This window comes from Enterobacter sp. JBIWA008 (assembly GCF_019968765.1).
Classification (GTDB): Bacteria; Pseudomonadota; Gammaproteobacteria; order Enterobacterales; family Enterobacteriaceae; genus Enterobacter.
In genome coordinates this window covers 312,809-339,116 of sequence record NZ_CP074149.1, presented here as the reverse complement: position 1 = coordinate 339,116, position 26,308 = coordinate 312,809, and the positions used below count along the sequence as shown (strand labels likewise).

The following is a 26,308-nucleotide window of genomic DNA, read 5'->3' as shown; positions in this document are numbered from 1 at the left end:
CAGGTTTTTGTCAAAAACCAGACTAAAATCTCTATTTTTCAGGCGATTAAGCAAAGATAATATTCTGAAATCAGGCAGAGATAAACAAATAAAAGTGCAGTTTGCAGCATAAAATAACGGTACAAAGCGCCGAATAAATCGCTGCCATTCAGGTTAAAATTCTGCTTATTTTTCGATCCATGCGTTTTCAAACTGCCCATCGCGTTGCCAAAAAACTAATCAGCTGGTTAATGAGAATAAAAAGAGGAAGCCGCTGAGCGAATAAATTGAGTACACTGCCCCTACTCAATCTGATTTGGACAAGCAGCTAATGAAACTGACTATCGTGCGTCTGGTGACCTTTAGCGACCAGGATCATATCGACCTGGGCAAGATCTGGCCGGAATATTCCCCTTCGTCGCTACGTGTTGATGAGACCCACCGTATTTATGCCGCGCGTTTTAACGAGCGCCTGCTGGCTGCGGTTCGCGTAACCCTCAGCGGTACCGATGGGGCGCTGGACTCGCTGCGCGTACGTGACGTCACCCGTCGTCGCGGTGTGGGGCAGTATTTAATTGAAGAAGTGATCCGTGAAAACCCGAGCGTGACCTCATGGTGGATGGCTGACGTGGGCGTGGAAGACCGCGGGGTGATGGCGGCGTTTATGCAGGCGTTAGGGTTTACGGCGCAGGAGAGCGGGTGGGAGAAGCGCTAAAAGAAAGCCGGGTGGCGGCTGCGCCTTACCCGGCCTACATTCATTATCTGCCGCATTTTCCCAAGCATTTCGTGTTGCAGGAAGGCGGCAAGTTATGAAATCCCCGGGAGCTTACATAAGTAAGTGACCGGGGTTGAATAACGCAGCCAACGCACCTGCGGCGCGAAAGGCGACGGGAAAATTATTTGGCGTCTGTCGCCGTGCCGTTAGCATGCCAGTCAAACACGCCGAACTCAAAGCCCTTCAGGTCGCCCTTCGCGTCCCAGGAGAGTGGGCCCATGACGGTCTGGACCGTGTTCGCTTTCAGCCAGGTGGCAATCTCAGCCGGATCGGCTGACTGGTTCAGACCCGCCTGCAGAGACTGCAGCGCCGCGTAGGTGGTCCAGACGAACGCGCCGCTTGGATCCTGTTTCTTCGCCTTGATGGCATCCACGATAGGTTTGTTCGCAGGGACCTGGTCGTAGTTCTTCGGTTTGGTCACCAGCAGGCCTTCGGCTGATTCACCCGCGATGTTAGACAGAGAAACGTTCGCTACGCCTTCCGGGCCCATAAACTGGGTTTTCAGCCCTGCAGCGCGCGCCTGGCGCAGGATCTGGCCCATTTCCGGGTGGTAGCCACCGTAGTAAACGAAATCAATATTCTCTTTCTTCAGACGCGCCACCAGGGTGGAGAAGTCTTTCTCACCGGCAGTGATCCCGTCGAAGAACACCACGTCAGCATTGGCTTTCTTGAGGTTGTCCTGCACTGAACGCGCCAGACCTTCACCGTACTGCTGCTTGTCATGAACGATGGCAATGCGCTTCGGCTTCACTTTTTCAACGATGTATTTAGCCGCGGTAGGACCCTGGTCAGAGTCCAGACCGGTGGTGCGCAGGATCAGCTTGTAGCCACGCGCGGTCAGCTCTGGTGCGGTCGCTGCCGGGGTGATCATCAGAATACCTTCGTCTTCGTAGATGTCAGACGCTGGCTGAGTAGAGGAAGAGCACAGGTGACCGATAACGTATTTGATTCCGTCGTTCACCACTTTGTTCGCAACCGCGACCGCTTGTTTCGGGTCGCAGGCATCATCATATTTTACGATCTGCAGTTTTTCGCCTTTGATACCGCCCTTAGCATTAATGTCTGCAACCGCCTGCTCAGCGCCGGTAAATTCCTGGTCGCCGTACTGTGCTACCGGACCAGACATTGCGCCAACCACAGCCACCTTGATGTCTGCCTGTGCCATGGTGCTGAATGCCAACGCGATACATCCTGCCAGTAACGCTTTACCCTTCATGTTCATCCTGAGATTCCCCATTATTATGGTTATTACGATTGTTGTGATGTTGTTGTGCAGCGCTTTATGTCAGTTATAGGTGTGCTGTCCGCGCTTTTTCAGCATACTCTGCTAAAACATACCCGATTTTTATGATTTTGGAATAGCTAATTTGAAATGAATAAATGGTAGGCCCGGCAGGGATTTTCGCCGGGCATGTGGCTTTAACGTGTCAGCGAGGCGGAGATAATGTCCAGCGCTTTACGGAACTGCGCTTCAGGAATCGTCAGCGGATACAGGAAACGAATGACGTTGCCGTAGACGCCGCAGCTCAGGAGCAGGAGCCCTTTCTGCAACGCGCGCTCCTGCACCTGGCGGGTAAATTCTGGCGAAGGCTGGCCCGTTTGCGGGTCGTTAAACTCCACTGCCACCATCGAGCCCTGCGCGCGGATATCAGCGATATAAAGGCAATGTTCCTTCGCTTTGTTCAGCACTTCCACCAGATGATGGCCAAGATGTGCCGAACGCGTACAGAGATCCTCTTCATCAATCACGTCGAGCACGGCATGCGCCGCGGCAATCGCCAGCGGGTTTCCGGCGTAGGTTCCACCCAACCCGCCCGGTGCAGGGGCGTCCATCACCTCAGCACGGCCCGACACCGCCGAAAGCGGCATCCCGCCCGCCAGGCTTTTCGCCATGGTGATCAGATCGGGCTTCACGCAGTGGTGTTCCATCGAGAACAGCTTACCGGTACGGGCGAAGCCGCTTTGCACCTCGTCGGCAATCAGCAAAATACCGTGGTTGTCGCACAGGGCGCGCAGCGCCTGCATAAAATCAGCTGGCGCAATGTTGAAACCGCCCTCTCCCTGAACCGGTTCGAGAATAATGGCCGCGACCTGGTCGGGTGCGATATCCGCTTTAAAGATACGTTCCAGGCTTTTCAACGCTTCCGCCGTGCTGACGCCGTGCAGTTCATTCGGATACTGCGCGTGATACACCGAACCGGGGAACGGGCCAAAGCCGAGCTTGTACGGCGCCACTTTGCCGGTCAGCGCCATGGTCATAAAGGTGCGGCCGTGGAACGCGCCGCCGAAGGTGATAAGACCTGGACGTTTGGTGTACGCCCGGGCAATTTTGACCGCGTTTTCGACCGCCTCAGCCCCCGTGGAGAAGAATGCCGTTTTAGCCGGACCGTCAACGGGCACGCGCTGGTTGATGCGCTCGGCAAGCGCCACATAGCCTTCATACGGCACAATCTGGTACGCCGTATGGGTAAACGCGTGGAGTTGTTTTTCAATGGCGGAAATGACTTTTGGATGGCGATGGCCGGTATTCAGCACCGCGATCCCTGCGGCGAAGTCGATGTACTCATTGCCTTCCACGTCCCACACCGTGGCGTTTTCAGCTTTCTCGGCATAGAAGTTACACATCACCCCGATGCCGCGCGGCGTCGCCTGTAAACGCCGGTCGTTAAGTTCGTTATTTTTCACCCTGTCCCCCTGAGAAAGTCGCCTGCTTAGCGCATTTGTAAGTGTTTGCCAGGGGGAGGGAATTCGCCAGAGCGGGAGATAAAAAAACAAAACCCCCGGATTCGCATCCAGGGGCTCTCGTCATACTTCGCGGAAATTACGCTTCGATAGCGGCGCGAAGTTTTTTCATGGCGTTCTTTTCAAGCTGACGGACACGTTCCGCAGAAACGCCGTAGCGGTCGGCCAGCTCCTGCAGCGTGGACTTGTTGTCTTCGTCCAGCCAGCGGGCGCGGATAATATCCTGACTACGTTCGTCGAGGCCTTCCATCGCATGGGTCAGCTTGTTTGCGGCCTGATCTTCCCAGTTATCCTCTTCGATGCCGTCAGCAAAGTTCGAGGTTTTATCCTGCAGATACAGAACCGGTGCCATCGGCTGGCTGTCAGATGCGTCGTCGTCGGAGGACATATCAAAGGTCATGTCCTGCGCGGCCATACGGGATTCCATCTCACGCACGTCTTTGCTGGTTACGCCCAGCTCGCGCGCCACCATTTCCACTTCATCCTGGTTGAACCAGCCCAGACGCTGCTTGGCTTTACGCAGGTTAAAGAACAGCTTGCGCTGCGCTTTTGTCGTGGCGACTTTCACGATACGCCAGTTGCGCAGCACGTATTCGTGAATTTCTGCTTTGATCCAGTGCACGGCAAAGGAGACCAGTCGCACACCCACTTCCGGATTGAAGCGACGTACAGCCTTCATCAGGCCGATGTTACCTTCCTGAATCAAGTCCGCCTGCGGCAGGCCGTAGCCCGCATAATTACGAGCAACGTGAACAACAAAGCGCAGGTGAGACAGGATCAGCGTCTTAGCTGCTTCCAGATCGCCCTGGTAATGCAGCTTTTCAGCAAGCTCCTTTTCTTCCTCGGCCGTTAACATCGGCCAGGTGTTCGCAGCCCGGATATAGGATTCCAGGTTACCAACAGGGGCTAAAGCTAAAGTTTGCATTTCTTTGGTCATTCATTCCTCTCAATGTTTCTTCTGGTCCAGGTCGTCCCCGTCAGGCAACAACCATGCCAAAGCGTTTGAGCAACGAGATTAGCATTCACTCTTTTATCAGACAGTGATTTTATCCACAAGTTCCAGGTGCAACGGTGAATAAATTACGCACAAAATGTGACATGGAAATGATAACAGGGGAAGCGACAACAGGGACGCTTTCCCTGCAGAGCGAACATCTCGGTGCAGGGAAAGATTATATCACGCTTTTATTAGTCGGGAGTAAAGTGACGTAAATGTTGAACGGTTGCCAGCCAGGCTGCCACCCACCCAATCATTGAACACACCAGCAGCAGTAACAGACACTCATCGAATCCTAAGCCACTGATATCAAACTTCGTTCCGAAAACCTGCGCTACTTCAGTCACGGCAGACGAAAGCCGCATCACCAAAATTTCTGACAATATCAGTGAAAGAAATGCGCCGGAAAAACCGAGTAATGCGCCACCGTAGAGGAACGGTCGGAGGATGAAGCCATCCGTCGCACCAATCAGTTTCTGCACGTTGATGGTATCGCGACGGGCAAAGATGCTCAGGCGCACGCTGTTGCCGATGACGAGGAAGACCGCCGCCACCATCAGCACGCCAATCATCGCCGCGACGCGTCCTACCAGCCCGGTCAGGGCAGAAAGACGCGCAAACCAGCTGTCGTCCATGCGCACTTCATCAATGCCCTTTATGCGCGTGATGCGATCGCGCAGGGTGTTAAGCGAATCGGTCCCCTGAAAATCCAGCTTCGGGATCACCACCGCCACGGCGGGAAGCGGGTTCTCTTCGAGCATATCCAGCGCGCCGCCAAAGCCAGACCAGTTACGGAACTCGCCCAGCGCGTCTTCACGTGAGAGATAGTTGACCTTCTCCACGCCCTGCTCGGCCTGAATTTGTCCGACAACCTGGGCCGCCGCGTTATCGTCGAGCGCTTTATCCAGATAAACCGTGATCTGCGGGGACGGATAATACTGCGACGCGGCCTGGTTCACGTTTTTATAGACCATATAGCAGACGCTGGGCAGCGTCAGGGAGATGGCGATGACCATCACCGTCAGGAACGTCGCCAGCGGTTTGCTTTTGAGGTCCTGTAGCGCGCCGTGGAAGGCGTAGCGCACCTGCTCGTTAAACACGTTGGTCTTGCGGGAAGCCGGCTTTGGCGCCGCCTTCTGGCGCTTAGGCGCGTTGCGATTGCCGTCACCGCCGCCCTGCGGCTTACGGAAACGGTCAAACCGGTTGCCGAACTGCCGAATCTGGTTCATTGCATCACGCTTATTCACCGTGGCCTCCGTGCAAATGCCCGTCGCTCAGGGTCAGCATGCGGTACGAACGACGGGAAATCAGCCCGATATCGTGCGTCGCCATCAATACCGTGACCCCTACGCGGTTGAATTCCTCAAACAGACGCAAAATCCCTTCTGACAGGGCATCGTCCAGGTTACCGGTCGGTTCATCCGCCAGCAGCACCGCAGGCTTGTTCACTACCGCGCGGGCGATACCCACGCGCTGCTGCTCACCGCCGGAGAGCTGGATCGGGAAGTTCTTCGCTTTGTCCAGCAGCCCGACCTTGTCCAGCGCCGCAGAGACGCGACGGCGGATATCGTCATAGCTGGCGCCGGCAATAATCAGCGGAATCGCCACGTTATCGAAAACGGTACGATCCATCAGCAGGTGGTGATCCTGGAAAATCATGCCGATCTGACGACGCAGGAACGGCACTTCGCGGTTTTTCAGGCGGCTGATCTCATGGCCGCCGAAAAAGATTTTCCCGGCGCTTGGCCGCTCGATACCACAGATAAGCTTGAGCAGGGTACTTTTCCCCGCGCCGGAATGGCCGGTCAGGAATGCCATCTCGCCCGGCTGCAGGTGGAATGTCACCCCCTGCAGCGCTTGTCTCCCACCGAGATAGGCCTTGCTGACGTGTTCAAAGCGAATCATTGTTAGTCCTCTCGGGCAAATAATGCCTCAATAAAGTCATCCGCCTTAAACGGACGTAAATCCTCAATACGCTCGCCCACACCGATGTAACGGATAGGAATGCCGAACTGATCGGCCACGGAGAAAATCACCCCGCCTTTCGCGGTGCCGTCCAGTTTGGTCAGCGCGATCCCCGTCAGTCCTACCGCTTCATTGAACAGCTTCGCCTGACTGATGGCGTTCTGTCCGGTGCTGGCATCAATGGTCAGCATAATTTCATGCGGTGCGTCTTCGTCCAGCTTCTTCATGACGCGAACGATTTTCTTCAACTCTTCCATCAGATGCGATTTGTTCTGCAAACGCCCTGCGGTATCGGCAATCAGCACGTCCACGTTGCGCGCCTTCGCCGCCTGGATGGCGTCGAAGATCACGGACGCGGAATCCGCGCCGGTATGCTGGGCAATCACCGGGATATTGTTGCGCTGGCCCCAGACCTGCAGCTGCTCAACCGCTGCCGCACGGAAGGTATCGCCCGCCGCCAGCATCACCGATTTGCCCTGCTGCTCGAACTGACGTGCCAGCTTGCCGATGGTGGTGGTTTTACCCACGCCGTTCACGCCGACCATCAGAATAACAAATGGCGTTTTGCCTTCAATATTAAGCGGTTCGTCAACTTTTGCGAGAATTTCACCCATCTCGTCTTTCAGCAGACCGTACAGCGCTTCGGCGTCGCGTAGCTGTTTGCGGCTCGCCCCTTCGGTCAGATTGGCGATGATCTTACGGGTGGTTTCCACGCCGACGTCCGCAATCAGCAGCTGTTCTTCCAGCTCTTCAAAGAGATCGTCGTCGATCTTCTTGCCGCGGAACAGACTGATAAATCCGGAACCTAAGTTTTCTTTGGTTTTGAGCAGGCTGCGCTTCAGGCGTGCGAAGAAACCTTCTTTGGTCGGTTTTTCCTGCTCCTGAACGATCTCTTCTTCCGGCTGTTCTTCCACCGGCACGACGATGACCGCCTCTTCCGCTGCTTCCGCTGCCAGCGCCTGGGCTTCCAGCTCTTCGTCGGTCAGCTCTGGCTCGCGTGCCGCTTCGTCTTCCACCGCCTCAACAATTTCAACGGTTTCCGCTTCGGCCTGCCACTCTTCGGCAGACACCTCTTCGGCTTTCACCTCTTCCGGCAGCGGCAGCTCTTCGTGCTCGATAACGGCCTGTGGCGCTTCGGTAATGTCCTCAACGATAACCGGTTCTGGCCTCTCGCTCTCCTGAACCTGTTCCGTGACCTCAACCACCTCTTCTGCAAAGGATTCAATCTCTTCTTTGCTGTGCGCCGTTTCTTCCGCTTCGACAACCGCGGCGGTTTCTACAGGCGTTTCAGGCTGTGACTGCTCTTCAACGGCTTGTTGCTCTTCGGTTTTCTGTTCTGTTTCTTGCTCTTTTTCACCGAAGCCCAGCCAGGAAAAGAAGCCACGTTTTTTTTGTTTTGCCATCTGCGACTACACTCCTCGCGGCGCTATATACATGGAAGCTAAAAAAATGATGAAATAGTCTAACACTTTACTTAATTGACATCACCGCCCGCAATCGCAGGCCAATTGTTAACAGAGCTTTCCTGAGATGAAGAAACCCAACCGCGCCCCGGCCGGTCAAATTCGTATTATCGGCGGTCAGTGGCGAGGCCGGAAATTACCGGTGCCGGACAGCCCCGGTTTACGCCCGACTACCGACCGCGTGCGCGAGACGCTGTTTAACTGGCTGGCCCCGTCAATGGTAGACGCCCGCTGCCTGGACTGCTTCGCCGGAAGCGGCGCGCTCGGGCTGGAAGCGCTGTCGCGCTATGCCGCCAGCGCCACGCTGCTGGAGATGGAGCGCGGCGTGGCGCAGACGCTGCAGCAAAATCTGGCGACGCTGAAGGCGAGCAACGCCAAAGTCGTGAACACCAACACGCTGAGTTTTCTTGCGCAGAAAGGCACGCCGCACAACGTGGTATTTGTCGACCCGCCGTTCCGCAAGGGGCTGCTGGAGGAGACGTTGTCGCTGCTGGAGCAAAACGGCTGGCTTGCGGATGACGCGCTAATTTACGTTGAAAGCGAAGTGGAAAACGGTTTGCCGCCGGTTCCTGCTCACTGGGACCTGCACCGTGAAAAAGTCGCAGGTCAGGTTGCTTATCGTCTGTATCACCGTAAGGCACAAGGAGGATCCGATGCCGGTACTGATTAACCTGGGACGTTTGCTGATGCTGGGCGTCTGGGCGTTCCTGATTCTGAATCTGGTGCACCCGTTCCCGCGCCCGATGAACATTTTCGTTAACGTGGCGCTGATTTTCACGTCGTTCATGCACGCCCTGCAGATGGTGATGCTGAAAAACGGCCTGCCGAAAGACGGCCCGCAGATGACGGGCTGGCAGCAGCTGCGCGTGTTTATTTTCGGCGTGTTTGAACTGCTGGTCTGGATGAAGAAGTTTAAGGCGCAGGTGAAGAAGTAAGGTGTGGCCTGATGCCCTCACCCTACCCCTCTCCCACAGGGAGAGGGAACCGATCGCGCATTACTCAGCCCTAAAATCTTCAAAGCGCGACCCTTTGTAGCTTAGCGTTCCTTTCTCTCCCACCGTCAGCTGATGGTATTGCTTCGCCTCCAGGCGGAAGGTCATCTCCAGGCCGCCCGTTTCCGGCCTGAAGCTCGCTTCATAGCGCATGCTGGCTCCTGCTGGCGTCACCTGCTGCTGGCGCGAGCGGCGGTCGTTGAGCGGCTTCTCGCGTTTATTGCTCACCACCACGCGCTTTTGCATCAGCGGTGCGGCATCGTTATCCGCCTTCTCGCGGCGCTGCTGCACGAAACGGAACGAGGCGGCAATGACGATAATCGCCACCACGATAATGAAAAACAGCGGCATCTTGCTCATTCGACAATCCCATCAGATTTTGCGGAATTCAGGATACCTTGCCTTCCCCGGCATTGCCAAACGCCCGCCCGCGTCACTACACTGGATCAGAAACTGATTATTCAGACTTAACAGATACAGGGAGTTAATATGCTTTGGTCATTTATCGCTGTCTGTTTTTCCGCATGGCTTTATGTCGATGCGTCGTACCGCGGTCCCACCTGGCAGCGCTGGTTGTTTAAACCGGTCACGCTGCTGCTCCTGCTGCTGCTGGCCTGGCAAGCGCCGATGTTTAACGCCGTCAGCTATCTGGTGCTCGCCGGGCTGTGTGCGTCCCTGATAGGCGATGCGCTGACTCTGCTCCCCCGCCAGCGCCTGCTGTACGCCGTAGGGGCGTTCTTTCTCTCCCATCTGCTGTATACCATCTACTTTGCCAGCCAGATGACGCTCTCCTTCTTCTGGCCACTGCCGCTGGTGCTGCTGGTGATTGGCGCACTGTTGATTGCGGTGATCTGGACACGTCTGGAAGAGATGCGTTTGCCGGTCTGTACGTTTATCGCCATGACCCTGGTGATGGTGTGGCTGGCTGGCGAGCTGTGGTTCTTCCGTCCGACCGCTCCGGCGATGTCCGCGTTCTTCGGCGCCGCGCTGCTGCTGATCGGGAATATCGTCTGGCTGGGCAGCCACTATCGCCGCCGCTTCCGGGCGGATAACGCGATTGCCGCCGCATGTTACTTTGCCGGGCATTTCCTGATTGTGCGTTCGCTGTATATCTAAATAACGCTTGACTCTGGAGTCGACTCCAGAGTGTATGCTGCGGTTAATGAGAAAATTATCATTGCCGGAGACTGCCATGTCGACTCCAGAAACACCAAAAAAAGTACCTCAATTCTCAGCACTTAAGCTCAGCCCGGTTCCGTCGAAAGACGACTGCTGCTGCGAAGGTGCGTGCGAAACGCAAACTCAACCCCTTCCTGAAAGCGGCAACCGCTACAGCTGGGTCGTCAACGGCATGGACTGCGCGGCCTGCGCCCGCAAAGTGGAAAACGCCGTCAAACAAGTGCCGGGCGTGAGTCACGCTCAGGTGCTGTTCGCCACCGAAAAGCTCCTGGTTAGCGCCGATAACGACGTCAGCAAACAGGTTGAAGACGCAGTCAGCAAGGCGGGCTATACCCTGCGCAGCGAAACGGCGCCCGTTGAAAAAATCTCCTCCCTGAAAGAAAACCTGCCGCTCATTACCCTCATCATTATGATGGCCCTGAGCTGGGGTCTGGAGCAGATTAACCATCCGTTCGGCAATCTGGCGTTTATCGCCACCACGCTGGTCGGCCTGTTCCCAATTGCCCGCCAGGCGCTGCGCCTGATAAAAAGCGGCAGCTGGTTTGCCATCGAAACGCTGATGAGCGTGGCGGCAATCGGCGCGCTGTTTATTGGCGCGACGGCAGAAGCGGCGATGGTGCTGTTGCTGTTCTTAATCGGCGAGCGTCTTGAGGGCTGGGCGGCGAGCCGGGCGCGTAAAGGGGTCAGCGCGCTGATGGCGCTGAAGCCGGAAACCGCCACACGCGTGATAAACGGCACGCGTGAAACGGTTGCCATCAATACGCTGCGCCCTGGCGACGTGATTGAAGTGGCCGCAGGGGGGCGTCTGCCTGCAGACGGCGCGCTGCTCACCACCACCGCAAGCTTTGATGAAAGCGCCCTGACCGGGGAATCCATTCCGGTAGAGCGTGCCGCGGGTGAAAAAGTGCCAGCTGGCGCCACCAGCGTCGACCGTCTGGTGCAGCTCACCGTGCTTTCCGAGCCGGGCGACAGCGCCATCGACCGTATCCTGAAGCTGATTGAAGAGGCGGAGGAGCGCCGTGCGCCGGTCGAACGCTTTATCGATCGCTTCAGCCGGATTTATACCCCCGCCATCATGCTGATTGCCCTGCTGGTCACCGTCGTCCCGCCGCTGTTCTTTGGCGCGCCGTGGGAGGGTTGGATTTATAAAGGGCTGACGCTGCTGCTGATTGGCTGCCCGTGCGCGCTGGTGATTTCCACCCCGGCGGCGATTACCTCAGGTCTGGCGGCAGCGGCACGTCGCGGCGCGCTGATTAAGGGCGGCGCGGCGCTGGAGCAACTGAGCCAGGTTCAGCATATCGCCTTCGATAAAACCGGTACGTTAACCGTCGGCAAGCCGCAGGTGACCGGCGTGTATCCACAGGAAATCAGTGAAGATGAACTGCTTACATTGGCCGCCGCCGTTGAGCAGGGGGCCACTCACCCGCTGGCGCAGGCGATTGTGCGTGAAGCGCAGTCGCGCGGGCTGAACATCCCTCCGGCAACCGCCCAACGAGCGCTGGTCGGGTCAGGGATTGAGGCCGTCGTTGACGGTAAAAAGGTTCTGATTGTCGCGGCGGGTAAGTCTTCTAATCCAGAGGTTGAGGCGTTAGAACAGGCCGGGCAAACGGTCGTTGTTGTCATGCAGGACGGCGTGGCGAAAGGAATGCTGGCGCTGCGCGATACCCTGCGCGATGACGCAAAAGAAGCCGTGGCGGCGCTGCATCAGCTGGGCGTACAGGGCGTTATTCTCACCGGTGATAACCCTCGCGCGGCGGCAGCGATTGCCAGTGAGCTGGGGCTGGAGTTTAAAGCCGGATTGTTGCCTGCGGATAAGGTCAGCGCGGTGACGGAGCTGAACGCTCAGGCGCCGCTGGCGATGGTCGGTGACGGGATTAACGATGCCCCGGCGATGAAAGCGTCCACCATCGGTATTGCGATGGGCAGCGGCACCGACGTGGCGCTGGAAACGGCCGACGCGGCATTGACGCACAACCGGCTGACCGGGCTGGCCCAGATGATCGATCTTGCGCGCGCGACGCGGGCCAATATCCGTCAGAACATCGGCATCGCGCTCGGGCTGAAAGGGATTTTCCTGGTGACGACCCTGCTCGGCATGACCGGCCTGTGGCTGGCGGTGCTGGCGGATACCGGGGCAACGGTGCTGGTGACGGCGAACGCGCTGCGGCTGCTGCGTCGCCGGTAAAAAAGCCGGGTGGCGGCTGCGCCTTACCCGGCCTACAATTCAGCACGACACGTAGGCCCGGTAAGCGTCAGCGCCACCGGGCATTTTTTCAGGAGAAATAGCTCATCGCCAGGCCTAAAAAGAGCACCAGACCGACGTAGTTATTGTTCATAAACGCCTTAAAGCAGGCGTCGCGTTCACGCTTAGCGATAAGCTTCTGCTGATAAGCAAACAGCAGCCCCGCCACCAGCACTGACCAGTAGAACTCCCAGTTCAGCCCGTTCAGGCGACCAATCGCGACCATCAGCGCCAGTACCGCGACCTGCAGAATACCGATAATCAGCTTGTCCTGACGGCCAAAAAGGATGGCGGTGGATTTGATGCCAATTTTCAGGTCATCGTCGCGGTCAACCATCGCGTATTGCGTGTCGTAGGCCACGGCCCAGAGAATGTTCGCCAGGAACATCAGCCAGCAGCTGAGCGGTAAGGACTCACTAACCGCCGCAAACGCCATCGGAATCGACCAGCCAAACGCCGCGCCCAGCACCACCTGAGGCAGGTGGGTATAGCGCTTCATAAACGGATACACCCAGGCCAACGCCAGCGCCGCAACGGAAAGCAGAATGGTCATGGTGTTGAGGGTTAACACCAGCAGGAAAGAGAGCAGTACCAGAACAATGAACAGCACGCGGGCTTCTTTCCCGGTGACCTGTCCGCTGGGTAACGGACGACCGGCAGTACGCTTAACATGACCGTCGAATTTACGATCGGCATAGTCATTCACCACGCAGCCCGCCGCGCGCATCAGCCAGACGCCGGCAACGAACACGGCCAGGATCCACAGCGGCGGCACGCCCGGCGTGGCAAGCCACAGCGCCCACAGGGTCGGCCACAGCAACAGTAACGCGCCAATGGGTTTATCGGTACGCATTAAGCGGTGATACGCCAACAGCTTATTCTGCGTCAGGCTCCACTCCATTTTTTCTTCCTCTTAGTACAACGGTGATGCCGGTAAAAAAAGCTCCGTCAGAATTAACGGTTTACCACTCAGGCGAAGGCGGGAACGACGCCCCCAGAGTTCGGCATCACGACCAATCTCAATAAAATCCCGGGTAAGCTCAGACGAGGTGAAAAGGTAACGCCCCAGCGGCGTTTTCCCCAGACGCTGCAGCGCCAGTTCTGGCCCGGAAAGGGTGGACTCGGGCACCACCGTCCGTCCGGCAAGCCACGGCTCACCGTCAGCGCAGAGTAAAATTTCGCGCAGCCAGTAACGTGGCTCTTTCGGCAGCAGCGGCAGCTCACTGGCGATCTCATCGCCAGAGACAAACCCTTCCTGGATCAGGGTCACCGTGACCGTTTTACCCTGTTGTTCAAAACGTTTCGTCATCGAATCTTCCAGCAACAACCAGTCCAGTTGCTGAGGATCAAGCGCAGGTATTTGGTCGAAATAGCGCAGCGCACGCAGTTGCGTTAGCGCAGGGTGTGACATGCCAGACTCTCCGATACATAACGTACAGGCATTGTATCGCAGAAACGCGGATTGAGGGGGGCCAAACGTTATTTAACGATCACGATCGCAACATGGGCGCAACAGCCTGGCGGATACGAAAAAAAGTGCGCCCACTCAGGCGCACCAAACGACTAACAAATCAGCACTGCGGGGAAACGGTTACCCCTTGCCTTTTACACTGCTGATAAAGGTGGAACGGGCAGTGGTTGAACCTAAACGTTCGGCTTCATCAAGCAGTTTCAGCGCTTTATCGACATCGCCGCGCTTCACCGCCTGCTTGATGGCATTGTTGAAGTATTCTTCGGTGTCGTTCAGTACCGGCTCAGCTTTCTTCGCCGGGGCTGGCGCTGTGGTCGCTACCGGTGCGGCTGTCGTGGCAGCAGGTGCGGTATAGGCAGGCGCAGCGGTATTACCTACAGTGACAGGGCCGGTACCGGAGGAGCCAAACAGCGGGCCGACCAGCACGCTGGAACCGCTGTTCGTTTTCACCTTCAGCTTTAACGTTCCGTCGGTGACGTGACGTGCGATCGGGTCCGGAATATCCGGAACCGCATTACCGGTGCCTTTTGCGTAGGCTTTAGCCGGATCGAGCAGCGTGGTGGTCTTATGGAGATCTTGCTCGGTGGTAAAGACCAGCACGTAGAGTTTTTGCTGGCCCAGCGCAGGCGTCAGGCGCATGACGCCTTCCAGGCGATCGGCGCTCATCACACCGGGTTCCTGATAGGTAAAGTATTCACTTGGGAAAAAGGCAGATGGCGTCATGTTCTGATCGAGAATCAGCACGTTAGGCGCAAATACGCTCGTCTGCTTGTTGACTTCACTGGTCAGGGTAATGGCCAGCTCACCGATATTGGCAGGTACGCTATACGCAGCGACCGGGCCAGTAATGCCCGGAACATTAATCGTTTGGCCGCCCGTTGAGAGCTGGGTGGTCTGGGTTTTAGACTGATCGACAGGCGTCCAGACAAGCTGTTGCAATGCCGCTGTCGGAATGGCTGGCGCAGAAGTTGTGTTTTGCGGAACGAAATTGACGTTAGCGAGCGTTACGGCAGGCGCGCTTGCCAGCAGCCCTGCGGATAAACAAAGGGCAAGGAGAGTTTTGTTCATTTTCATTGTTATCACCTCAAAATGCACAGGTTCAGCGGTAGCCAGGCAATAGCGCGCCGTCCCAAGGATTGAGGGGCTTGCGCCCCTCAGTTTGGTCATTACGTCAGATTAAGACGGGATTACCACCAGATTTCCATCTGGGCGCCGAAGGACCATTCGTCGTTGTCGCCGCGGCTGAAGCTTTTCGCAGTGGTATCGCTATAGGCCATACCGGGGGTGTAACCCGCAACGGAGTTTTTACCCGTTGGCGCATAGCCCCACTTCTCATCCCACTTCGCATAGGTTGCGAATACGCGGATTGCCGGACGTGACCAGATGCTGTCGCCTGCCTGCCACTGTTGGGCCAGGGTAATTTTATACTGGTCGTTGGTTTCGCCGGTTTCCTGAGATTTGACATTGTCATAACCCACTTCCAGCAGGGTGCTCATGATTGGCGTCCATTTGTACATAGGACGAACGCCCACGGTCCACCATTTGGTGCCGTTGTTGTTATCCCAGTTGATATCCTGGTACATACCGACATACATCAGGTCCCAGCTATCGCCCAGAGAGATAGCACCGTGGTCAAGTACGCGCCACAGGTGACCGTTGTTATTGATGCCGTAGTTGATATCGTCGGTTGTACCGATGTTCGAACCTTGCGACAGACCTTTGCCCTGAGAGGTCATAGAGTCAGTTGCATATTGCAGAACGAACTTGTTGTAGCCTTTCAGCATGCTCTGCGTGTGTTCAGCGGTGAACATCCAGCCGTCTTTGGATGCGCCATCGATCAGATGATAATCATCACGTGGGTTTGCGCGACCGTAGTCAACGCCCAGTTCCAGCGTACCGCCTGGGTTGATCTCCATCTGTGCTAAACGGGCATCAAAGACATCGTTTGCTGTGCGGGTGGTGTAATCATAAATGCTGTTGCTGGCGAAGGATGAAGAACCGCCGGCTTCAGAAGAACGGGTTGCAGCCAGAGAGAGCTTACCGAAACCGACGTCAATGTTTTCCAGACCCGCACCAGGACCTGAAATATCCCAGTAGTAGAAGTCGATCATGTGGACGTCATGACGCTGATAGAAGCGCTTACCGGCCCAGATGGTGGAACCCGGCAGCCATTCGATCAGGTTTTTACCCTGCACGTTAGCTTCACGGAACGCAGGGTCAGTGGCTTCCCAGTCGTTCTGCTGCGCCACGGAGTACGCTACGTTGGTGTCGAAGTAGAAGCTCTTGTCACCTTCTTTCCACACTTCCTGGCCCAGCTTCAGTTCCGCATAGGTTTCACATTCGTTACCCAGACGGTATTTACTTTGGGCACCGGTTGCCTGGAAGCACTGTTGTTCGCCGCCACTACCCGTCCAGCCGATACCGGAACGAGCATAACCATGGAAATCCACGGCCATTGCCTGAGCAGACATTACGCCCGCTGCGACGGCAACTGCCAGAGGAAGTTTGCGCAGAGTAATCATCATTCTATCTCCTGAGATCATTGCTTTTCTTTGAACACTTCACCTGTCGGTTTCGTGTCTTCTTTTGGGATTGCTTAAACGCCTGGCTCTTTGTGCAACCGACGACATGCAGTGCCATCCTCACGGAACAGATGGCAGCGCTCTGGCGGCAAGCCGATAGCGAATGTGGCACCCTCTTCTACCAACACCACGTCGTTCTGGCGGTAGACCAGGTTCTGACGGATGGCGGGGATCTGGATATGAATCTGTGTTTCGTGACCAAGCTGTTCGACGACCTGAACGTCACCTTCCAGGGTCACATCAGCGATGTGGCTCGGCAGCAGATGCTCAGGACGAATACCGAGGGACATGTTCGCCCCGACCTGCACGTTGGCGCTGTCGACCGGCAGCCAGACCTGCTGACGGTTTGGCAGCTCCACCTGTACCTGTTCAATGGCTGTCGCGGTCACTTTGACGGGCAGGAAGTTCATCTTTGGCGAGCCAATAAAGCCCGCAACAAAGCGGTCTGCCGGATAGTGGTACAGCTCCAGCGGTTTGCCCACCTGCGCCACGCGGCCGGCATCCAGCACCACGATTTTGTCGGCGAGGGTCATCGCTTCGACCTGATCGTGGGTGACGTAAATCATCGTGCGGCCAAGACGCTTGTGCAGACGGGAGATTTCAATACGCATCTGGACGCGCAGGGCGGCATCCAGGTTAGAGAGAGGTTCATCGAGCAGGAACACGCGCGGTTCGGCCACCAGCGTACGCCCAATCGCCACACGCTGACGCTGACCACCGGAAAGCGCTTTTGGTTTACGCTCCAGCAGATGGGCCAGCTGTAACACTTCCGCCACCTGCGTCACGCGCTGGTTGATGACCTCTTTCTTCGCGCCGGCCAGCTTCAGGCCAAAGGACATATTTTCGGCAACGGAAAGATGGGGATAGAGTGCATAAGACTGGAACACCATACCGACGCCACGTTCGGCAGGCGGGATGTCGTTCATTCGGGTATCACCAATCAGCAGGTCGCCGCTGGTAATAGTTTCAAGACCGGCAATCATACGCAGCAGAGTAGATTTACCACAGCCTGATGGGCCAACAAACACCACGAATTCGCCTTCGTTGATGTCCAGATTGATGTCTTTCGACACCACAACGTCACCCCAGGCTTTCGTTACATTACGCAGCTGTACGCTCGCCATGCCCTTCTCCCTTCGTTACAACCTGTCGCCGACAGAAACATTCAAGATAAGTTCACTATGGGGTATCCATTACTTTCCCGAATCCTCCACCCCCCGCCTTTTTTATGGGGGAGGAGGCGGGAGGATGAGGGAGCAGGCTCTGCGACCGCCGTGGGAGGGCTGAGGCAAAATTCGTGAAGCCGCCTGCAAAATTCGGTGGTTTTTTATGTGCGCCAGCACTCATAACTTAAATTTATGTAACGGAGATCACACAAACGGGGGGTGGGGCGTAGGGGTTGGGAGGATGGAAAGAGGATGTCAAATAAGGAGACTGAGTCACGTTGAACCACTGAAGTCATACCACGAGACATCACCAAAAAGGATGGCAGCTATGAATATCAAGACTGGCGCACGCGTTTTCGCATTGTCCGCCCTCGCAGCAATGATGATTTCCGCACCGGCGCTCGCCAAAATTGAAGAAGGCAAACTGGTTATCTGGATTAACGGCGACAAGGGCTATAACGGCCTGGCCGAAGTGGGCAAAAAATTCGAAAAAGATACCGGTATCAAAGTTACCGTAGAACACCCGGACAAGCTTGAAGAGAAATTCCCGCAGGTTGCAGCAACCGGCGACGGCCCGGACATCATCTTCTGGGCGCATGACCGTTTTGGCGGCTACGCGCAGTCTGGCCTGCTGGCTGAAGTCACCCCGGACAAAGCTTTCCAGGACAAACTGTTCCCGTTCACCTGGGATGCCGTTCGCTATAACGGCAAGCTGATCGCTTACCCTGTCGCGGTTGAAGCCCTGTCTCTGATTTACAACAAAGACCTGGTACCAAACCCACCGAAAACCTGGGAAGAGATCCCGAAACTGGATAAAGAGCTGAAGGCGAAAGGTAAATCCGCCCTGATGTTCAACCTGCAAGAGCCGTACTTCACTTGGCCGCTGATTGCTGCCGACGGCGGTTACGCGTTCAAGTTTGAAAACGGCAAGTATGACGTGAAAGACGTGGGCGTGGACAACGCTGGCGCGAAAGCGGGTCTGACCTTCCTGGTTGACCTGATCAAGAACAAACACATGAACGCGGATACCGACTACTCCATCGCGGAAGCGGCGTTCAACAAAGGCGAAACCGCGATGACCATCAACGGTCCGTGGGCCTGGACCAACATCGACAAGAGCAAAATCAACTACGGCGTGACGCTGCTGCCAACCTTCAAAGGCAAGCCGTCTAAACCGTTCGTTGGCGTGCTGAGCGCGGGCATCAACGCCGCCAGCCCGAACAAAGAGCTGGCGAAAGAGTTCCTGGAAAACTACCTGCTGACCGATCAGGGTCTGGATGAAGTGAACAAGGACAAACCGCTGGGCGCCGTTGCGCTGAAATCCTTCCAGGATAAGCTGGCGAAAGACCCACGTATCGCGGCCACCATGGATAACGCCCAGAAAGGCGAAATCATGCCGAACATCCCACAGATGGCCGCGTTCTGGTACGCCACGCGTACCGCGGTCATCAACGCTGCAAGCGGTCGTCAGACTGTCGATGCCGCGCTGAAGGATGCTCAGGGTCGTATTACTAAGTAATGACGTAGTCCCCTCTCCCTTTGGGAGAGGGTTAGGGTGAGGGTTGGCGCTATCCGCACGCCCTCACCCCGGCCCTCTCCCCCAGGAGAGGGAGAAAAGATCAAACGTTGTAGAGGAAAAACCCCATGGATGTCATTAAAAAGAAGCACTGGTGGCAAAGCGATGCGCTGAAGTGGTCAGCGATCGGTCTGCTGTGTCTGCTGGTGGGTTACCTTGTTGTTTTAATGTACGTACAAGGGGAATATCTGTTTGCCATCATGACGCTGATTTTAAGCTCTGCTGGCCTGTATATTTTCGCCAACCGTAAAGCCTATGCCTGGCGCTATGTCTACCCGGGCGTGGCCGGGATGGGGCTGTTTGTCCTGTTCCCGTTGATTTGTACTATCGCCATTGCGTTTACCAACTACAGCAGTACCAACCAGCTTGCGCAGGAACGCGCGCAGCAGGTCCTGCTGGACCGCTCTTATCAGGCAGGCAAGACCTTTAACTTCGGCCTGTATCCTGCCGGTAACGAGTGGAAGTTAGCGCTTACTGACGAAGCAAGCAGCAAATACTATGTCTCCGACGCGTTCAAATTTGGCGGCGAGCAGAAGCTGGCCTTAAAAGAAGCCGCTGCCCTACCGGAAGGTGAACGTGCCAACCTGCGCGTCATTACCCAGAACCGTCAGGCGCTGACCCAGCTCACCGCCGTACTGCCAGACGAAAGCAAAGTGACCATGAGCTCGCTGCGCCAGTTCTCCGGCACGCAGCCGCTCTATACCCTGGCGGACGACGGCACGCTGACCAACAACCAAAGCGGCGTAAAATATCGTCCGAATAACGACATTGGTTTCTATCAGTCCATTACTGCCGACGGCAAATGGGGTGATGACAAGCTCAGCCCCGGCTATACCGTCACCATCGGCTGGGACAACTTTACCCGCGTATTTACCGACGAAGGCATTCAGAAACCGTTCTTCGCCATCTTCGTCTGGACGGTGGTCTTCTCGGTGCTGACGGTGATCCTGACCGTGGCCGTGGGCATGGTGCTGGCCTGTCTGGTGCAGTGGGAATCCCTGAAAGGCAAAGCGATTTATCGCGTGCTGCTGATTCTGCCGTATGCCGTACCGTCGTTTATCTCGATTCTGATTTTCAAAGGGCTGTTTAACCAGAGCTTCGGTGAAATCAACATGATGCTGAGCGCCCTGTTCGGTATTAAGCCAGCCTGGTTCAGCGACCCGACCACCGCCCGCTCGATGATCATCATCGTGAACACCTGGCTCGGTTATCCGTACATGATGATCCTGTGCATGGGCCTGCTGAAGGCTATCCCGGACGATCTGTACGAAGCCTCGGCGATGGACGGCGCGGGCCCGTTCCAGAACTTCTTCAGGATTACGCTGCCGCTGCTCATCAAGCCGCTCACCCCGCTGATGATTGCCAGCTTCGCCTTTAACTTTAACAACTTCGTGCTGATTCAGCTGTTGACCAACGGCGGCCCGGACCGCCTTGGCACCACGACGCCAGCAGGCTATACCGACCTGCTCGTGAGCTACACCTACCGTATCGCGTTCGAGGGCGGCGGTGGTCAGGACTTCGGTCTGGCGGCAGCGATTGCTACCCTGATCTTCCTGCTGGTAGGTGCCCTGGCGATTGTGAACCTGAAAGCCACACGTATGAAATTTGACTAAGGAGGGCACCGATCATGGCAATGGTACAACCCAAATCTCAGAAGTTGCGCCTCCTGGCGACGCACTTAGGCCTGCTGATATTTATCGCGGCGATCATGTTCCCGCTGCTGATGGTTATCGCCATCTCCCTGCGTTCGGGTAACTTCGCGACAGGAAGCCTGATCCCGGACGAAATATCCTGGGAGCACTGGAAGCTCGCGCTGGGCTTCAGCGTGGAACACGCGGATGGCCGCGTCACGCCGCCGCCGTTCCCGGTCCTGCTGTGGCTGTGGAACTCGGTGAAAATCGCGGGCATTACCGCCATTGGTATCGTGGCACTGTCCACCACCTGCGCTTACGCCTTTGCCCGCATGCGTTTCCCGGGTAAAGCGACGCTGCTGAAAGGGATGCTGATTTTCCAGATGTTCCCGGCGGTGCTGTCGCTGGTTGCGCTGTATGCCTTGTTTGACCGTCTGGGCCAGTACGTACCGTTTATCGGCCTGAACACCCACGGCGGCGTGATCTTCGCCTATCTTGGCGGTATCGCACTGCATGTGTGGACCATTAAAGGCTATTTCGAAACTATCGACGGCTCGCTGGAAGAAGCGGCGGCGCTGGATGGGGCTACCCCGTGGCAGGCGTTCCGCCTGGTGCTGCTGCCGCTGTCGGTGCCGATTCTGGCGGTAGTATTTATCCTGTCGTTTATCGCTGCGATCACCGAAGTACCGGTTGCCTCACTGTTACTGCGTGATGTGAACAGCTACACCCTGGCCGTAGGTATGCAGCAATACCTCAACCCGCAAAACTACCTGTGGGGCGACTTTGCCGCGGCGGCCGTACTTTCCGCCATCCCGATTACCGTGGTGTTCCTGCTGGCGCAGCGCTGGCTGGTCAACGGCCTGACGGCGGGCGGTGTGAAAGGTTAAGTCTCATCTGTTATGCCACTGCAACCCTCAACTTTAGACGTATTGTATTGACCCAACTTGTGACTGTTGTTAGGCGCTCTTCGGAGCGCCATTTTTTTATTCGCGTTTCAGCCGCTTCGAGTTACACAGCCAGAGGGTGATCACCAGCAGCAGGATCGCCGCCGAGTAGATCAGCACGTCGAGCGGGGATTTATGATCGACGATGATCAGCCGCACAATCGCGGTGATCCCAATGTAGACAAAATAACGCAGCGGGAAGTGAAAGCCGGACTGAAAATACTTCACAATCAGGGCGATAAATTCAAAGTAGAGAAAGTAGACCACCAGTCCTTCCACCAGCGCATACTTGCTGGTTTGTTCAGGGGCAAACAGCACATCCGCCAGATGCACCGTCTCTTTACCCAAAAAGACGACCAGTATCAGGCCAAGGCTCAACAGACCGAGGTTCAGCACGGTCTGGAGGATAGTTGAGATAAACTCAACGCGCGGGCGAGTCAGGGATGTCATACAGCACCTCATTCTCCAGGGCGAGGTTCCTGTATAACGCAAAAATGTGACGGGGATCTATATTTTTTAATTATGTTTTATGTACGGAGATAACCGATGGATCGTAAACCAACCGGGGTTCGCAACGTGACGTGCGGCGACAATGTGACCGTATATGAACCCGCTAATCTTTACGACTGTGTACTGGGCAACGGCGTATTCGTCGGCCCGTTTGTTGAAATCCAGGGTAATTCGCGCATCGGTGACGACAGCAAAATTCAGTCGCACACCTTCATCTGTGAGTATGTGACCATTGGTGAGCGTTGCTTTGTTGGCCATGGCGTGATGTTTGCCAACGATATGTTTCGTGAGGGGAAACCGAACGCCGACCGGACCAGCTGGGGCCACATTACCATCGGGAATGATGTGTCGATTGGCAGCGGTGCCACCATTCTGGCGGTCTCCATTTGCGACGGAGCGGTGATTGGGGCGGGAAGCGTGGTGACGAAATCGATCGTCGAGAAAGGTGTCTATGCCGGGAACCCGGCAAGGCTTCTGCGACGCTTGTAGTTCGCCCGGTGGCGCTGCGCTTACCGGGCCTACAAAAACTGTAGGCCGGGCAAACGCAGTGCCGCCCGGCGTGAAGCATCAGCGGAAGTTAATGTTCTTATCGCTCGTCATGTCATACAGCTGGAACTTACGCCCAAGCTGTTGGCCCCCGTCACGCGTCAGCGGCGTCCAGCCAACCGCCGCGCGGCTGCGGGTTGGGCCTGACGAGAACAGATCCAGCGGAATCGACACATAGACCCCTTTGGTAAAGTCCCCTTCCCCGTACTCGTCTGGCGAAACGTTAGTGATGGTGGCGTAGCCGCCCACCACGACGCCGCTGTCGAAGTGTTTGGAGATATCCAGCGTACCGCCCTTATCGCCCGCCAGGTACTGGCCGACGCTGGCTTTCACCAGCACGTCAGGTGCGAACGACGGCGTCCAGTAGGCGGTCAGATGGCCCGTTTTGACGCTGTAGTCGGTGAACTTCATCATGTCCTGCGCGCTGCGCCAGTCACGCTGCTTGACGTAGTTAGCGTCAACACCAAACGCCCAGTTGCTGTCGACAGGACGATAAAGCACTTCCGCCCCCGCGCCGCCGTACATGGTTTCCAGATATCCACCGTATACCTGGCCGTAGAAGCCGTTGCCGAAGTACTGGAAGTAGTTGGCCTGCAGGTTATTCACGTAGGCATCGTTCTGCACGTACTCACGCACGCGGGTACGCACGCGCGGCAGCGTCGAGTCTTTTGGCGGGTTGGTGTAGTTGAACTTGTCGTAGTTGTTGGCGATATTGCCGAACAGGCTGCCGGTGGTCAGCAGGTGGTCGGTGAGCCACAGATCCGCCGTCGCCATGACGCCCAGCTGATACATGTAGAAGTTTTCAGGACCGCCGACGGACTGGTTCAGCACCGGATCGATATGGAAATCGAAGCGCGATTTGTCGATATACCAGCCCTGCTCGGTGGTCTCCGGCACGATCGGCTCTACGCGTTTTTGCACCAGCTCGGTTTCATGTCCAAGCGGTTCGCCTTCAAGATGGCGCTTGAGGCTGGCAACGTCCGTTTCGGTTGTGACCTGCGGCAGGTTGAGGCGGTTTTCCGTTACGCGGATCGTGCGGATCCCCTCCGGCAGATCGTTCATCACGATCCGGTTGGCGCGTTCGATCCCTTCGCGCGAATCGCGGTATTTCACCTGCTCGCCGGTGACGTAAAGCGTGTCGCCCCTGGTCTGAATCTTCGGATCCGCCAGGCCGGCATTGTATTTCAGCAGCGTCAGCTGGTTTGCCACCACGGAGTGCTGCAGAATCGCGTCCTGCGGCTCCGGCTGGTATGCAGGACGCGCGTTATCATTGTAGTGTGGCCGCATGTCGTTAAAGTTGGTGCGCAGCGTGAAGCCAAACATCACCGTATTACCGCGCTCGTAGCTGAGGTTAACGTCCGCCCAGTCGGTGACGCGATAAATGGCGCCGACGTTAAACTTGCTCTTCTGTTCAATCTTCCCGGCGAAGTCCTGCGAGTAGTCATTCCCTTCATACTCCAGCTTCAGGCGTAATGGCTGCCAGGGCGTTTGATACTCTACACCGCCAAACAGCGAGGCGGGGCCGTGGAACATCTGGTCACCGTTGATGGAACCGGCTTTTTTGTAGCTGTTATCGCGGTAGCAGTATTTATCGCTGTAGGAGCAAAACGGGTTTTTCACGTTACCGCTGGTGCCCAGATAACCCCATCCCAGGCCGAGCGAGAAGTCGAACGGGCCCCAGGCTTTGCTGGCCACGATATATTCCGCATCAAACAGACCGGTACCGCCAATATCTTTGGCGCCCACGGACACCTGCGGCATCCAGTAGCTCTCTTCCCACAGGCGTAGCTTCACGTCGAAGGCTTTATCTTTGTAGGTTTGATCGCCGGAGAACGCATCGACGCTGCTGTATTGTTTGGTACGCACGTCGGTATAGCGCAGCGTGGTTTCGAGCCACGGGAACAGCTGGACGGACGCGGAGTAATAGCGGTACTGGTCGTTATCACGGTAGTTGAGGCTAATTTCCCCTTCTCGCGCCATCCGCGCGGTGGGCGTTTGCAGCAAACCGACGCCGCCGAAGTCTGACTGAGACGGGCCAATGGGTGCCGGATACGTTTCTGCATGGCAGGCCGCACTCACGCAGAGCGCCAGCATGCTGTAGAGATAGGTTCTTTTCATTATTCCGGTATCCGCTGAATCAGGGAGTGAAGGATATCGGCGTTAAGCCCGTCATACGCCTTCGTCCAGAAATGGTCGGCAAAACCGACAAAAATGATGCTGCCTGGCATAGGTTCGATATGCCGTTTATTCCAGTAAGCGACGGGGGCTTTTTGTGTGTGCCCGTCAGGGTAAACCACCCAGGCGTAGCTGTTATCGGCACCGCTCAGCAGGCTCTGTTCGTCGAGGTAGCTCGCCACGTCACGACCGGGCGTAAAGGGCTTTTCACCCGGGCTGCTGATAAGCCCCATTACGGTCACGGTTGTCGGCTTCGCCGGCAGCCAGAGCGTATATTCCCCTTCAAGCGTGGGGTTGCCCTTTTCCGTAACGCGCACGACATCGGGATCAAGATTTACCAGCTGACGACCCGTCACCTTCAGCGCCTGCAGCTGCTGACGGACGCTGTTAATGGCTGCCGCGTCGTCACCATCTTCCTGCTCCGCTAATCCCGTCAGCCTGGCAAGGAGCGCCTTGTGCTGTTGTTCCGCCTCAGCGGTCTTCTGCCGTTCAGCGATCACCGCGCCCGGCCACCAGCTGTTGGCGAGCCTCGGCTGCCCGACGAGATCGAGCAGATGCTCAGCGTGGGTTAAGGTTTTAGGTTTTTCACTGTCCGGCGTGTAGACCTTTACAGTCCCTGCGGACCATGCCAGCGGTGCGGCAAGGCTGGCGAGAAGCGCAACGTGGATGAGCGTTTTCATGATTTCGCCGCCTTGATCAGGGTGGTTTTCACCGGGAAGAATCCGGCACCGAGATACTGTAAGGACTGGCGGATCTGCCCTTCCTCGTCGACCCAGAATCGGTTGTGCCAGGTGGCCTGATCGGTGGTGACTTCTTCATCCAGCACGCGGACACGGGTTTCGTCGCTGCCCACGCTGACGCTATCGGTGCCGTCCCAGCGGAAGGTCGAGCGTGCCGTGGCGTAACGCACCTGTTTATGTTCGGTCCAGCCCATCGTGCGCGTCCAGCCTGCGCCGTCAGCGATCTGGTTCGGCTTGATGAGCGGGTCTTCGGCGAGATTATTCACCTCCAGCAGGTTGTCGCCGCCCAACAGGGTTTTCACGATACGGCCATGCTGCGTCACGATGGTGGCCTGATCCTGCGTCACCCATTTCTGCTGCCCGTTTTCATCGAAAGCGAGCACCACAAACAGCTGCGGGCCATCGTTAAGCTGCATGTACTGACTGGCATACGGCATGTTTTGCAGTTCGTCATCGGTCAGATGCACGCCCGGTGTGCCGAACATGCTTTCCCACAGTGAGTTTCCCAGCCCTTTAGTGGTGGCCGAGCACGCCTGCAGCAGCAGGCAAATCAGAATGATTGCAGGTCGCTTCACGACTCTTCTCCGAAGGGGCGAAATAACCACACCGAAGTGTGGTTATGATTAAAACACC

At 56.5% G+C, this 26,308-nt stretch carries 25 protein-coding genes; 9 read left to right on the top strand and 16 right to left on the bottom strand.

The features are described 5' to 3' along the window. The first annotated feature begins 310 nt into the window (after nt 1–310). The gene (gene panM / locus KGP24_RS01600) at nt 311–694 is read left to right on the top strand and encodes an aspartate 1-decarboxylase autocleavage activator PanM (RefSeq protein WP_223562157.1); all 384 of its coding nucleotides are present in this window, start codon (nt 311–313) and stop codon (nt 692–694) included. A 181-nt stretch (nt 695–875) separates the two neighbouring features. Here panM and livJ read toward each other — a convergent pair whose 3' ends face one another. The 6 genes from livJ to ftsY form a co-directional block, all read right to left on the bottom strand. Then, the gene (gene livJ / locus KGP24_RS01595; protein WP_205916441.1) at nt 876–1,976 is read right to left on the bottom strand and encodes a branched-chain amino acid ABC transporter substrate-binding protein; all 1,101 of its coding nucleotides are present in this window, start codon (nt 1,974–1,976) and stop codon (nt 876–878) included. A 197-nt stretch (nt 1,977–2,173) separates the two neighbouring features. Next, nucleotides 2,174–3,439, bottom strand: coding sequence for a 4-aminobutyrate--2-oxoglutarate transaminase (locus tag KGP24_RS01590; RefSeq protein WP_223562156.1), 1,266 nt, complete (start codon nt 3,437–3,439; stop codon nt 2,174–2,176). A 136-nt stretch (nt 3,440–3,575) separates the two neighbouring features. Continuing rightward, complete coding sequence (rpoH, locus tag KGP24_RS01585) at nt 3,576–4,433, bottom strand: RNA polymerase sigma factor RpoH (protein WP_023334143.1); 858 nt, start codon at nt 4,431–4,433, stop codon at nt 3,576–3,578. A 251-nt stretch (nt 4,434–4,684) separates the two neighbouring features. Beyond that, complete coding sequence (gene ftsX, locus KGP24_RS01580; protein ID WP_223562155.1) at nt 4,685–5,740, bottom strand: permease-like cell division protein FtsX; 1,056 nt, start codon at nt 5,738–5,740, stop codon at nt 4,685–4,687. Then, nucleotides 5,733–6,398: a cell division ATP-binding protein FtsE gene (gene ftsE, locus KGP24_RS01575; RefSeq protein WP_025758973.1), complete on the bottom strand. Its 666-nt coding sequence runs from the start codon at nt 6,396–6,398 to the stop codon at nt 5,733–5,735. Before ftsE ends, ftsX begins: the two co-directional genes overlap by 8 nt. A gap of 2 nt (nt 6,399–6,400) precedes the next feature. Continuing rightward, nucleotides 6,401–7,861 (bottom strand): signal recognition particle-docking protein FtsY, encoded by a 1,461-nt coding sequence (gene ftsY, locus KGP24_RS01570; protein WP_223562154.1) that lies wholly within the window; start codon nt 7,859–7,861, stop codon nt 6,401–6,403. A 127-nt stretch (nt 7,862–7,988) separates the two neighbouring features. Between ftsY and rsmD the strand changes: the two genes are divergently transcribed. Together rsmD and KGP24_RS01560 are read left to right on the top strand one after the other, a co-directional pair. Beyond that, the gene (gene rsmD / locus KGP24_RS01565) at nt 7,989–8,591 is read left to right on the top strand and encodes a 16S rRNA (guanine(966)-N(2))-methyltransferase (protein ID WP_223562153.1); all 603 of its coding nucleotides are present in this window, start codon (nt 7,989–7,991) and stop codon (nt 8,589–8,591) included. Continuing rightward, nucleotides 8,575–8,856, top strand: a complete 282-nt coding sequence (locus KGP24_RS01560; protein ID WP_010436509.1) for a DUF1145 family protein — start codon at nt 8,575–8,577, stop codon at nt 8,854–8,856. The genes rsmD and KGP24_RS01560 overlap by 17 nt, the downstream gene beginning before the upstream one ends. Nucleotides 8,857–8,916: 60 nt before the next feature. Here the strand turns inward: KGP24_RS01560 and KGP24_RS01555 are convergent, their stop codons facing one another. Continuing rightward, on the bottom strand, nt 8,917–9,273 hold the full coding sequence (locus KGP24_RS01555) for a DUF2500 domain-containing protein (protein WP_223562152.1): 357 nt from the start codon (nt 9,271–9,273) through the stop codon (nt 8,917–8,919). 129 nt (nt 9,274–9,402) lie between these two features. Here KGP24_RS01555 and KGP24_RS01550 point away from each other — a divergent pair, with 129 nt between their 5' ends. Together KGP24_RS01550 and zntA are read left to right on the top strand one after the other, a co-directional pair. Beyond that, complete coding sequence (locus KGP24_RS01550; RefSeq protein ID WP_223562151.1) at nt 9,403–10,029, top strand: lysoplasmalogenase; 627 nt, start codon at nt 9,403–9,405, stop codon at nt 10,027–10,029. Between the two features lie 76 nt (nt 10,030–10,105). Beyond that, a complete protein-coding gene (zntA, locus tag KGP24_RS01545) occupies nt 10,106–12,277 on the top strand; it encodes a Zn(II)/Cd(II)/Pb(II) translocating P-type ATPase ZntA (RefSeq protein ID WP_223562150.1) in 2,172 nt (723 codons plus the stop codon). Nucleotides 12,278–12,365: 88 nt separating this feature from the next. Here zntA and ubiA read toward each other — a convergent pair whose 3' ends face one another. The 5 genes from ubiA to malK form a co-directional block, all read right to left on the bottom strand. Beyond that, nucleotides 12,366–13,235, bottom strand: a complete 870-nt coding sequence (gene ubiA, locus KGP24_RS01540; protein ID WP_198886862.1) for a 4-hydroxybenzoate octaprenyltransferase — start codon at nt 13,233–13,235, stop codon at nt 12,366–12,368. Nucleotides 13,236–13,247: 12 nt separating this feature from the next. Beyond that, the gene (gene ubiC, locus KGP24_RS01535; protein WP_063145315.1) at nt 13,248–13,745 is read right to left on the bottom strand and encodes a chorismate lyase; all 498 of its coding nucleotides are present in this window, start codon (nt 13,743–13,745) and stop codon (nt 13,248–13,250) included. Nucleotides 13,746–13,925: 180 nt separating this feature from the next. Continuing rightward, on the bottom strand, nt 13,926–14,879 hold the full coding sequence (gene malM / locus KGP24_RS01530; protein WP_223562149.1) for a maltose operon protein MalM: 954 nt from the start codon (nt 14,877–14,879) through the stop codon (nt 13,926–13,928). A gap of 113 nt (nt 14,880–14,992) precedes the next feature. Then, entirely contained in the window at nt 14,993–16,330 is a 1,338-nt protein-coding gene (locus KGP24_RS01525) for a maltoporin (RefSeq protein ID WP_223562148.1), read from the bottom strand. A 71-nt stretch (nt 16,331–16,401) separates the two neighbouring features. Next, nucleotides 16,402–17,511, bottom strand: coding sequence for a maltose/maltodextrin ABC transporter ATP-binding protein MalK (gene malK / locus KGP24_RS01520; protein ID WP_023310005.1), 1,110 nt, complete (start codon nt 17,509–17,511; stop codon nt 16,402–16,404). 370 nt (nt 17,512–17,881) lie between these two features. Between malK and malE the strand changes: the two genes are divergently transcribed. The 3 genes from malE to malG all read left to right on the top strand — a co-directional run bounded on the left by malE (nt 17,882) and on the right by malG (nt 21,647). Continuing rightward, the gene (gene malE, locus KGP24_RS01515) at nt 17,882–19,072 is read left to right on the top strand and encodes a maltose/maltodextrin ABC transporter substrate-binding protein MalE (protein ID WP_223562147.1); all 1,191 of its coding nucleotides are present in this window, start codon (nt 17,882–17,884) and stop codon (nt 19,070–19,072) included. A 125-nt stretch (nt 19,073–19,197) separates the two neighbouring features. Beyond that, complete coding sequence (malF, locus tag KGP24_RS01510; RefSeq protein ID WP_223562146.1) at nt 19,198–20,742, top strand: maltose ABC transporter permease MalF; 1,545 nt, start codon at nt 19,198–19,200, stop codon at nt 20,740–20,742. A gap of 14 nt (nt 20,743–20,756) precedes the next feature. Beyond that, a complete protein-coding gene (malG, locus tag KGP24_RS01505; RefSeq protein WP_023310002.1) occupies nt 20,757–21,647 on the top strand; it encodes a maltose ABC transporter permease MalG in 891 nt (296 codons plus the stop codon). A gap of 96 nt (nt 21,648–21,743) precedes the next feature. Here the strand turns inward: malG and psiE are convergent, their stop codons facing one another. Continuing rightward, nucleotides 21,744–22,154 (bottom strand): phosphate-starvation-inducible protein PsiE, encoded by a 411-nt coding sequence (gene psiE, locus KGP24_RS01500; RefSeq protein WP_000202963.1) that lies wholly within the window; start codon nt 22,152–22,154, stop codon nt 21,744–21,746. A 96-nt stretch (nt 22,155–22,250) separates the two neighbouring features. On the opposite strand from psiE, the gene KGP24_RS01495 reads away from it, so the two are divergent. After that, nucleotides 22,251–22,703, top strand: coding sequence for an acyltransferase (locus tag KGP24_RS01495; protein WP_223562145.1), 453 nt, complete (start codon nt 22,251–22,253; stop codon nt 22,701–22,703). A 78-nt stretch (nt 22,704–22,781) separates the two neighbouring features. On the opposite strand, the gene KGP24_RS01490 is transcribed toward KGP24_RS01495, so the two are convergent. From KGP24_RS01490 to KGP24_RS01480, 3 genes are read right to left on the bottom strand one after another with little or no spacing between them, the layout of a single operon-like run. Further along, entirely contained in the window at nt 22,782–24,878 is a 2,097-nt protein-coding gene (locus tag KGP24_RS01490) for a YjbH domain-containing protein (RefSeq protein ID WP_223562144.1), read from the bottom strand. Further along, nucleotides 24,878–25,615 carry a capsule biosynthesis GfcC D2 domain-containing protein gene (locus tag KGP24_RS01485; protein WP_223562143.1) on the bottom strand — a complete coding sequence of 246 codons (738 nt, stop codon included), beginning with the start codon at nt 25,613–25,615 and terminating at the stop codon, nt 24,878–24,880. The genes KGP24_RS01490 and KGP24_RS01485 overlap by 1 nt, the downstream gene beginning before the upstream one ends. Then, nucleotides 25,612–26,250: a YjbF family lipoprotein gene (locus tag KGP24_RS01480; RefSeq protein ID WP_223562142.1), complete on the bottom strand. Its 639-nt coding sequence runs from the start codon at nt 26,248–26,250 to the stop codon at nt 25,612–25,614. Before KGP24_RS01480 ends, KGP24_RS01485 begins: the two co-directional genes overlap by 4 nt. Nucleotides 26,251–26,308 lie beyond the last annotated feature (58 nt).

Bases quoted from the DNA above. Each gene is read 5' to 3' on its own strand.
- panM (WP_223562157.1), top strand. From the start codon at position 311: ATGAAACTGACTATCGTGCGTCTGGTGACCTTTAGCGACCAGGATCAT.
- livJ (WP_205916441.1), bottom strand. From the start codon at position 1,976: ATGAACATGAAGGGTAAAGCGTTACTGGCAGGATGTATCGCGTTGGCA.
- rpoH (WP_023334143.1), bottom strand. From the start codon at position 4,433: ATGACCAAAGAAATGCAAACTTTAGCTTTAGCCCCTGTTGGTAACCTG.
- ftsE (WP_025758973.1), bottom strand. From the start codon at position 6,398: ATGATTCGCTTTGAACACGTCAGCAAGGCCTATCTCGGTGGGAGACAA.
- ftsY (WP_223562154.1), bottom strand. From the start codon at position 7,861: ATGGCAAAACAAAAAAAACGTGGCTTCTTTTCCTGGCTGGGCTTCGGT.
- rsmD (WP_223562153.1), top strand. From the start codon at position 7,989: ATGAAGAAACCCAACCGCGCCCCGGCCGGTCAAATTCGTATTATCGGC.
- KGP24_RS01560 (WP_010436509.1), top strand. From the start codon at position 8,575: ATGCCGGTACTGATTAACCTGGGACGTTTGCTGATGCTGGGCGTCTGG.
- KGP24_RS01555 (WP_223562152.1), bottom strand. From the start codon at position 9,273: ATGAGCAAGATGCCGCTGTTTTTCATTATCGTGGTGGCGATTATCGTC.
- KGP24_RS01550 (WP_223562151.1), top strand. From the start codon at position 9,403: ATGCTTTGGTCATTTATCGCTGTCTGTTTTTCCGCATGGCTTTATGTC.
- zntA (WP_223562150.1), top strand. From the start codon at position 10,106: ATGTCGACTCCAGAAACACCAAAAAAAGTACCTCAATTCTCAGCACTT.
- ubiA (WP_198886862.1), bottom strand. From the start codon at position 13,235: ATGGAGTGGAGCCTGACGCAGAATAAGCTGTTGGCGTATCACCGCTTA.
- ubiC (WP_063145315.1), bottom strand. From the start codon at position 13,745: ATGTCACACCCTGCGCTAACGCAACTGCGTGCGCTGCGCTATTTCGAC.
- malM (WP_223562149.1), bottom strand. From the start codon at position 14,879: ATGAAAATGAACAAAACTCTCCTTGCCCTTTGTTTATCCGCAGGGCTG.
- KGP24_RS01525 (WP_223562148.1), bottom strand. From the start codon at position 16,330: ATGATGATTACTCTGCGCAAACTTCCTCTGGCAGTTGCCGTCGCAGCG.
- malK (WP_023310005.1), bottom strand. From the start codon at position 17,511: ATGGCGAGCGTACAGCTGCGTAATGTAACGAAAGCCTGGGGTGACGTT.
- malE (WP_223562147.1), top strand. From the start codon at position 17,882: ATGAATATCAAGACTGGCGCACGCGTTTTCGCATTGTCCGCCCTCGCA.
- malF (WP_223562146.1), top strand. From the start codon at position 19,198: ATGGATGTCATTAAAAAGAAGCACTGGTGGCAAAGCGATGCGCTGAAG.
- malG (WP_023310002.1), top strand. From the start codon at position 20,757: ATGGCAATGGTACAACCCAAATCTCAGAAGTTGCGCCTCCTGGCGACG.
- psiE (WP_000202963.1), bottom strand. From the start codon at position 22,154: ATGACATCCCTGACTCGCCCGCGCGTTGAGTTTATCTCAACTATCCTC.
- KGP24_RS01495 (WP_223562145.1), top strand. From the start codon at position 22,251: ATGGATCGTAAACCAACCGGGGTTCGCAACGTGACGTGCGGCGACAAT.
- KGP24_RS01490 (WP_223562144.1), bottom strand. From the start codon at position 24,878: ATGAAAAGAACCTATCTCTACAGCATGCTGGCGCTCTGCGTGAGTGCG.
- KGP24_RS01485 (WP_223562143.1), bottom strand. From the start codon at position 25,615: ATGAAAACGCTCATCCACGTTGCGCTTCTCGCCAGCCTTGCCGCACCG.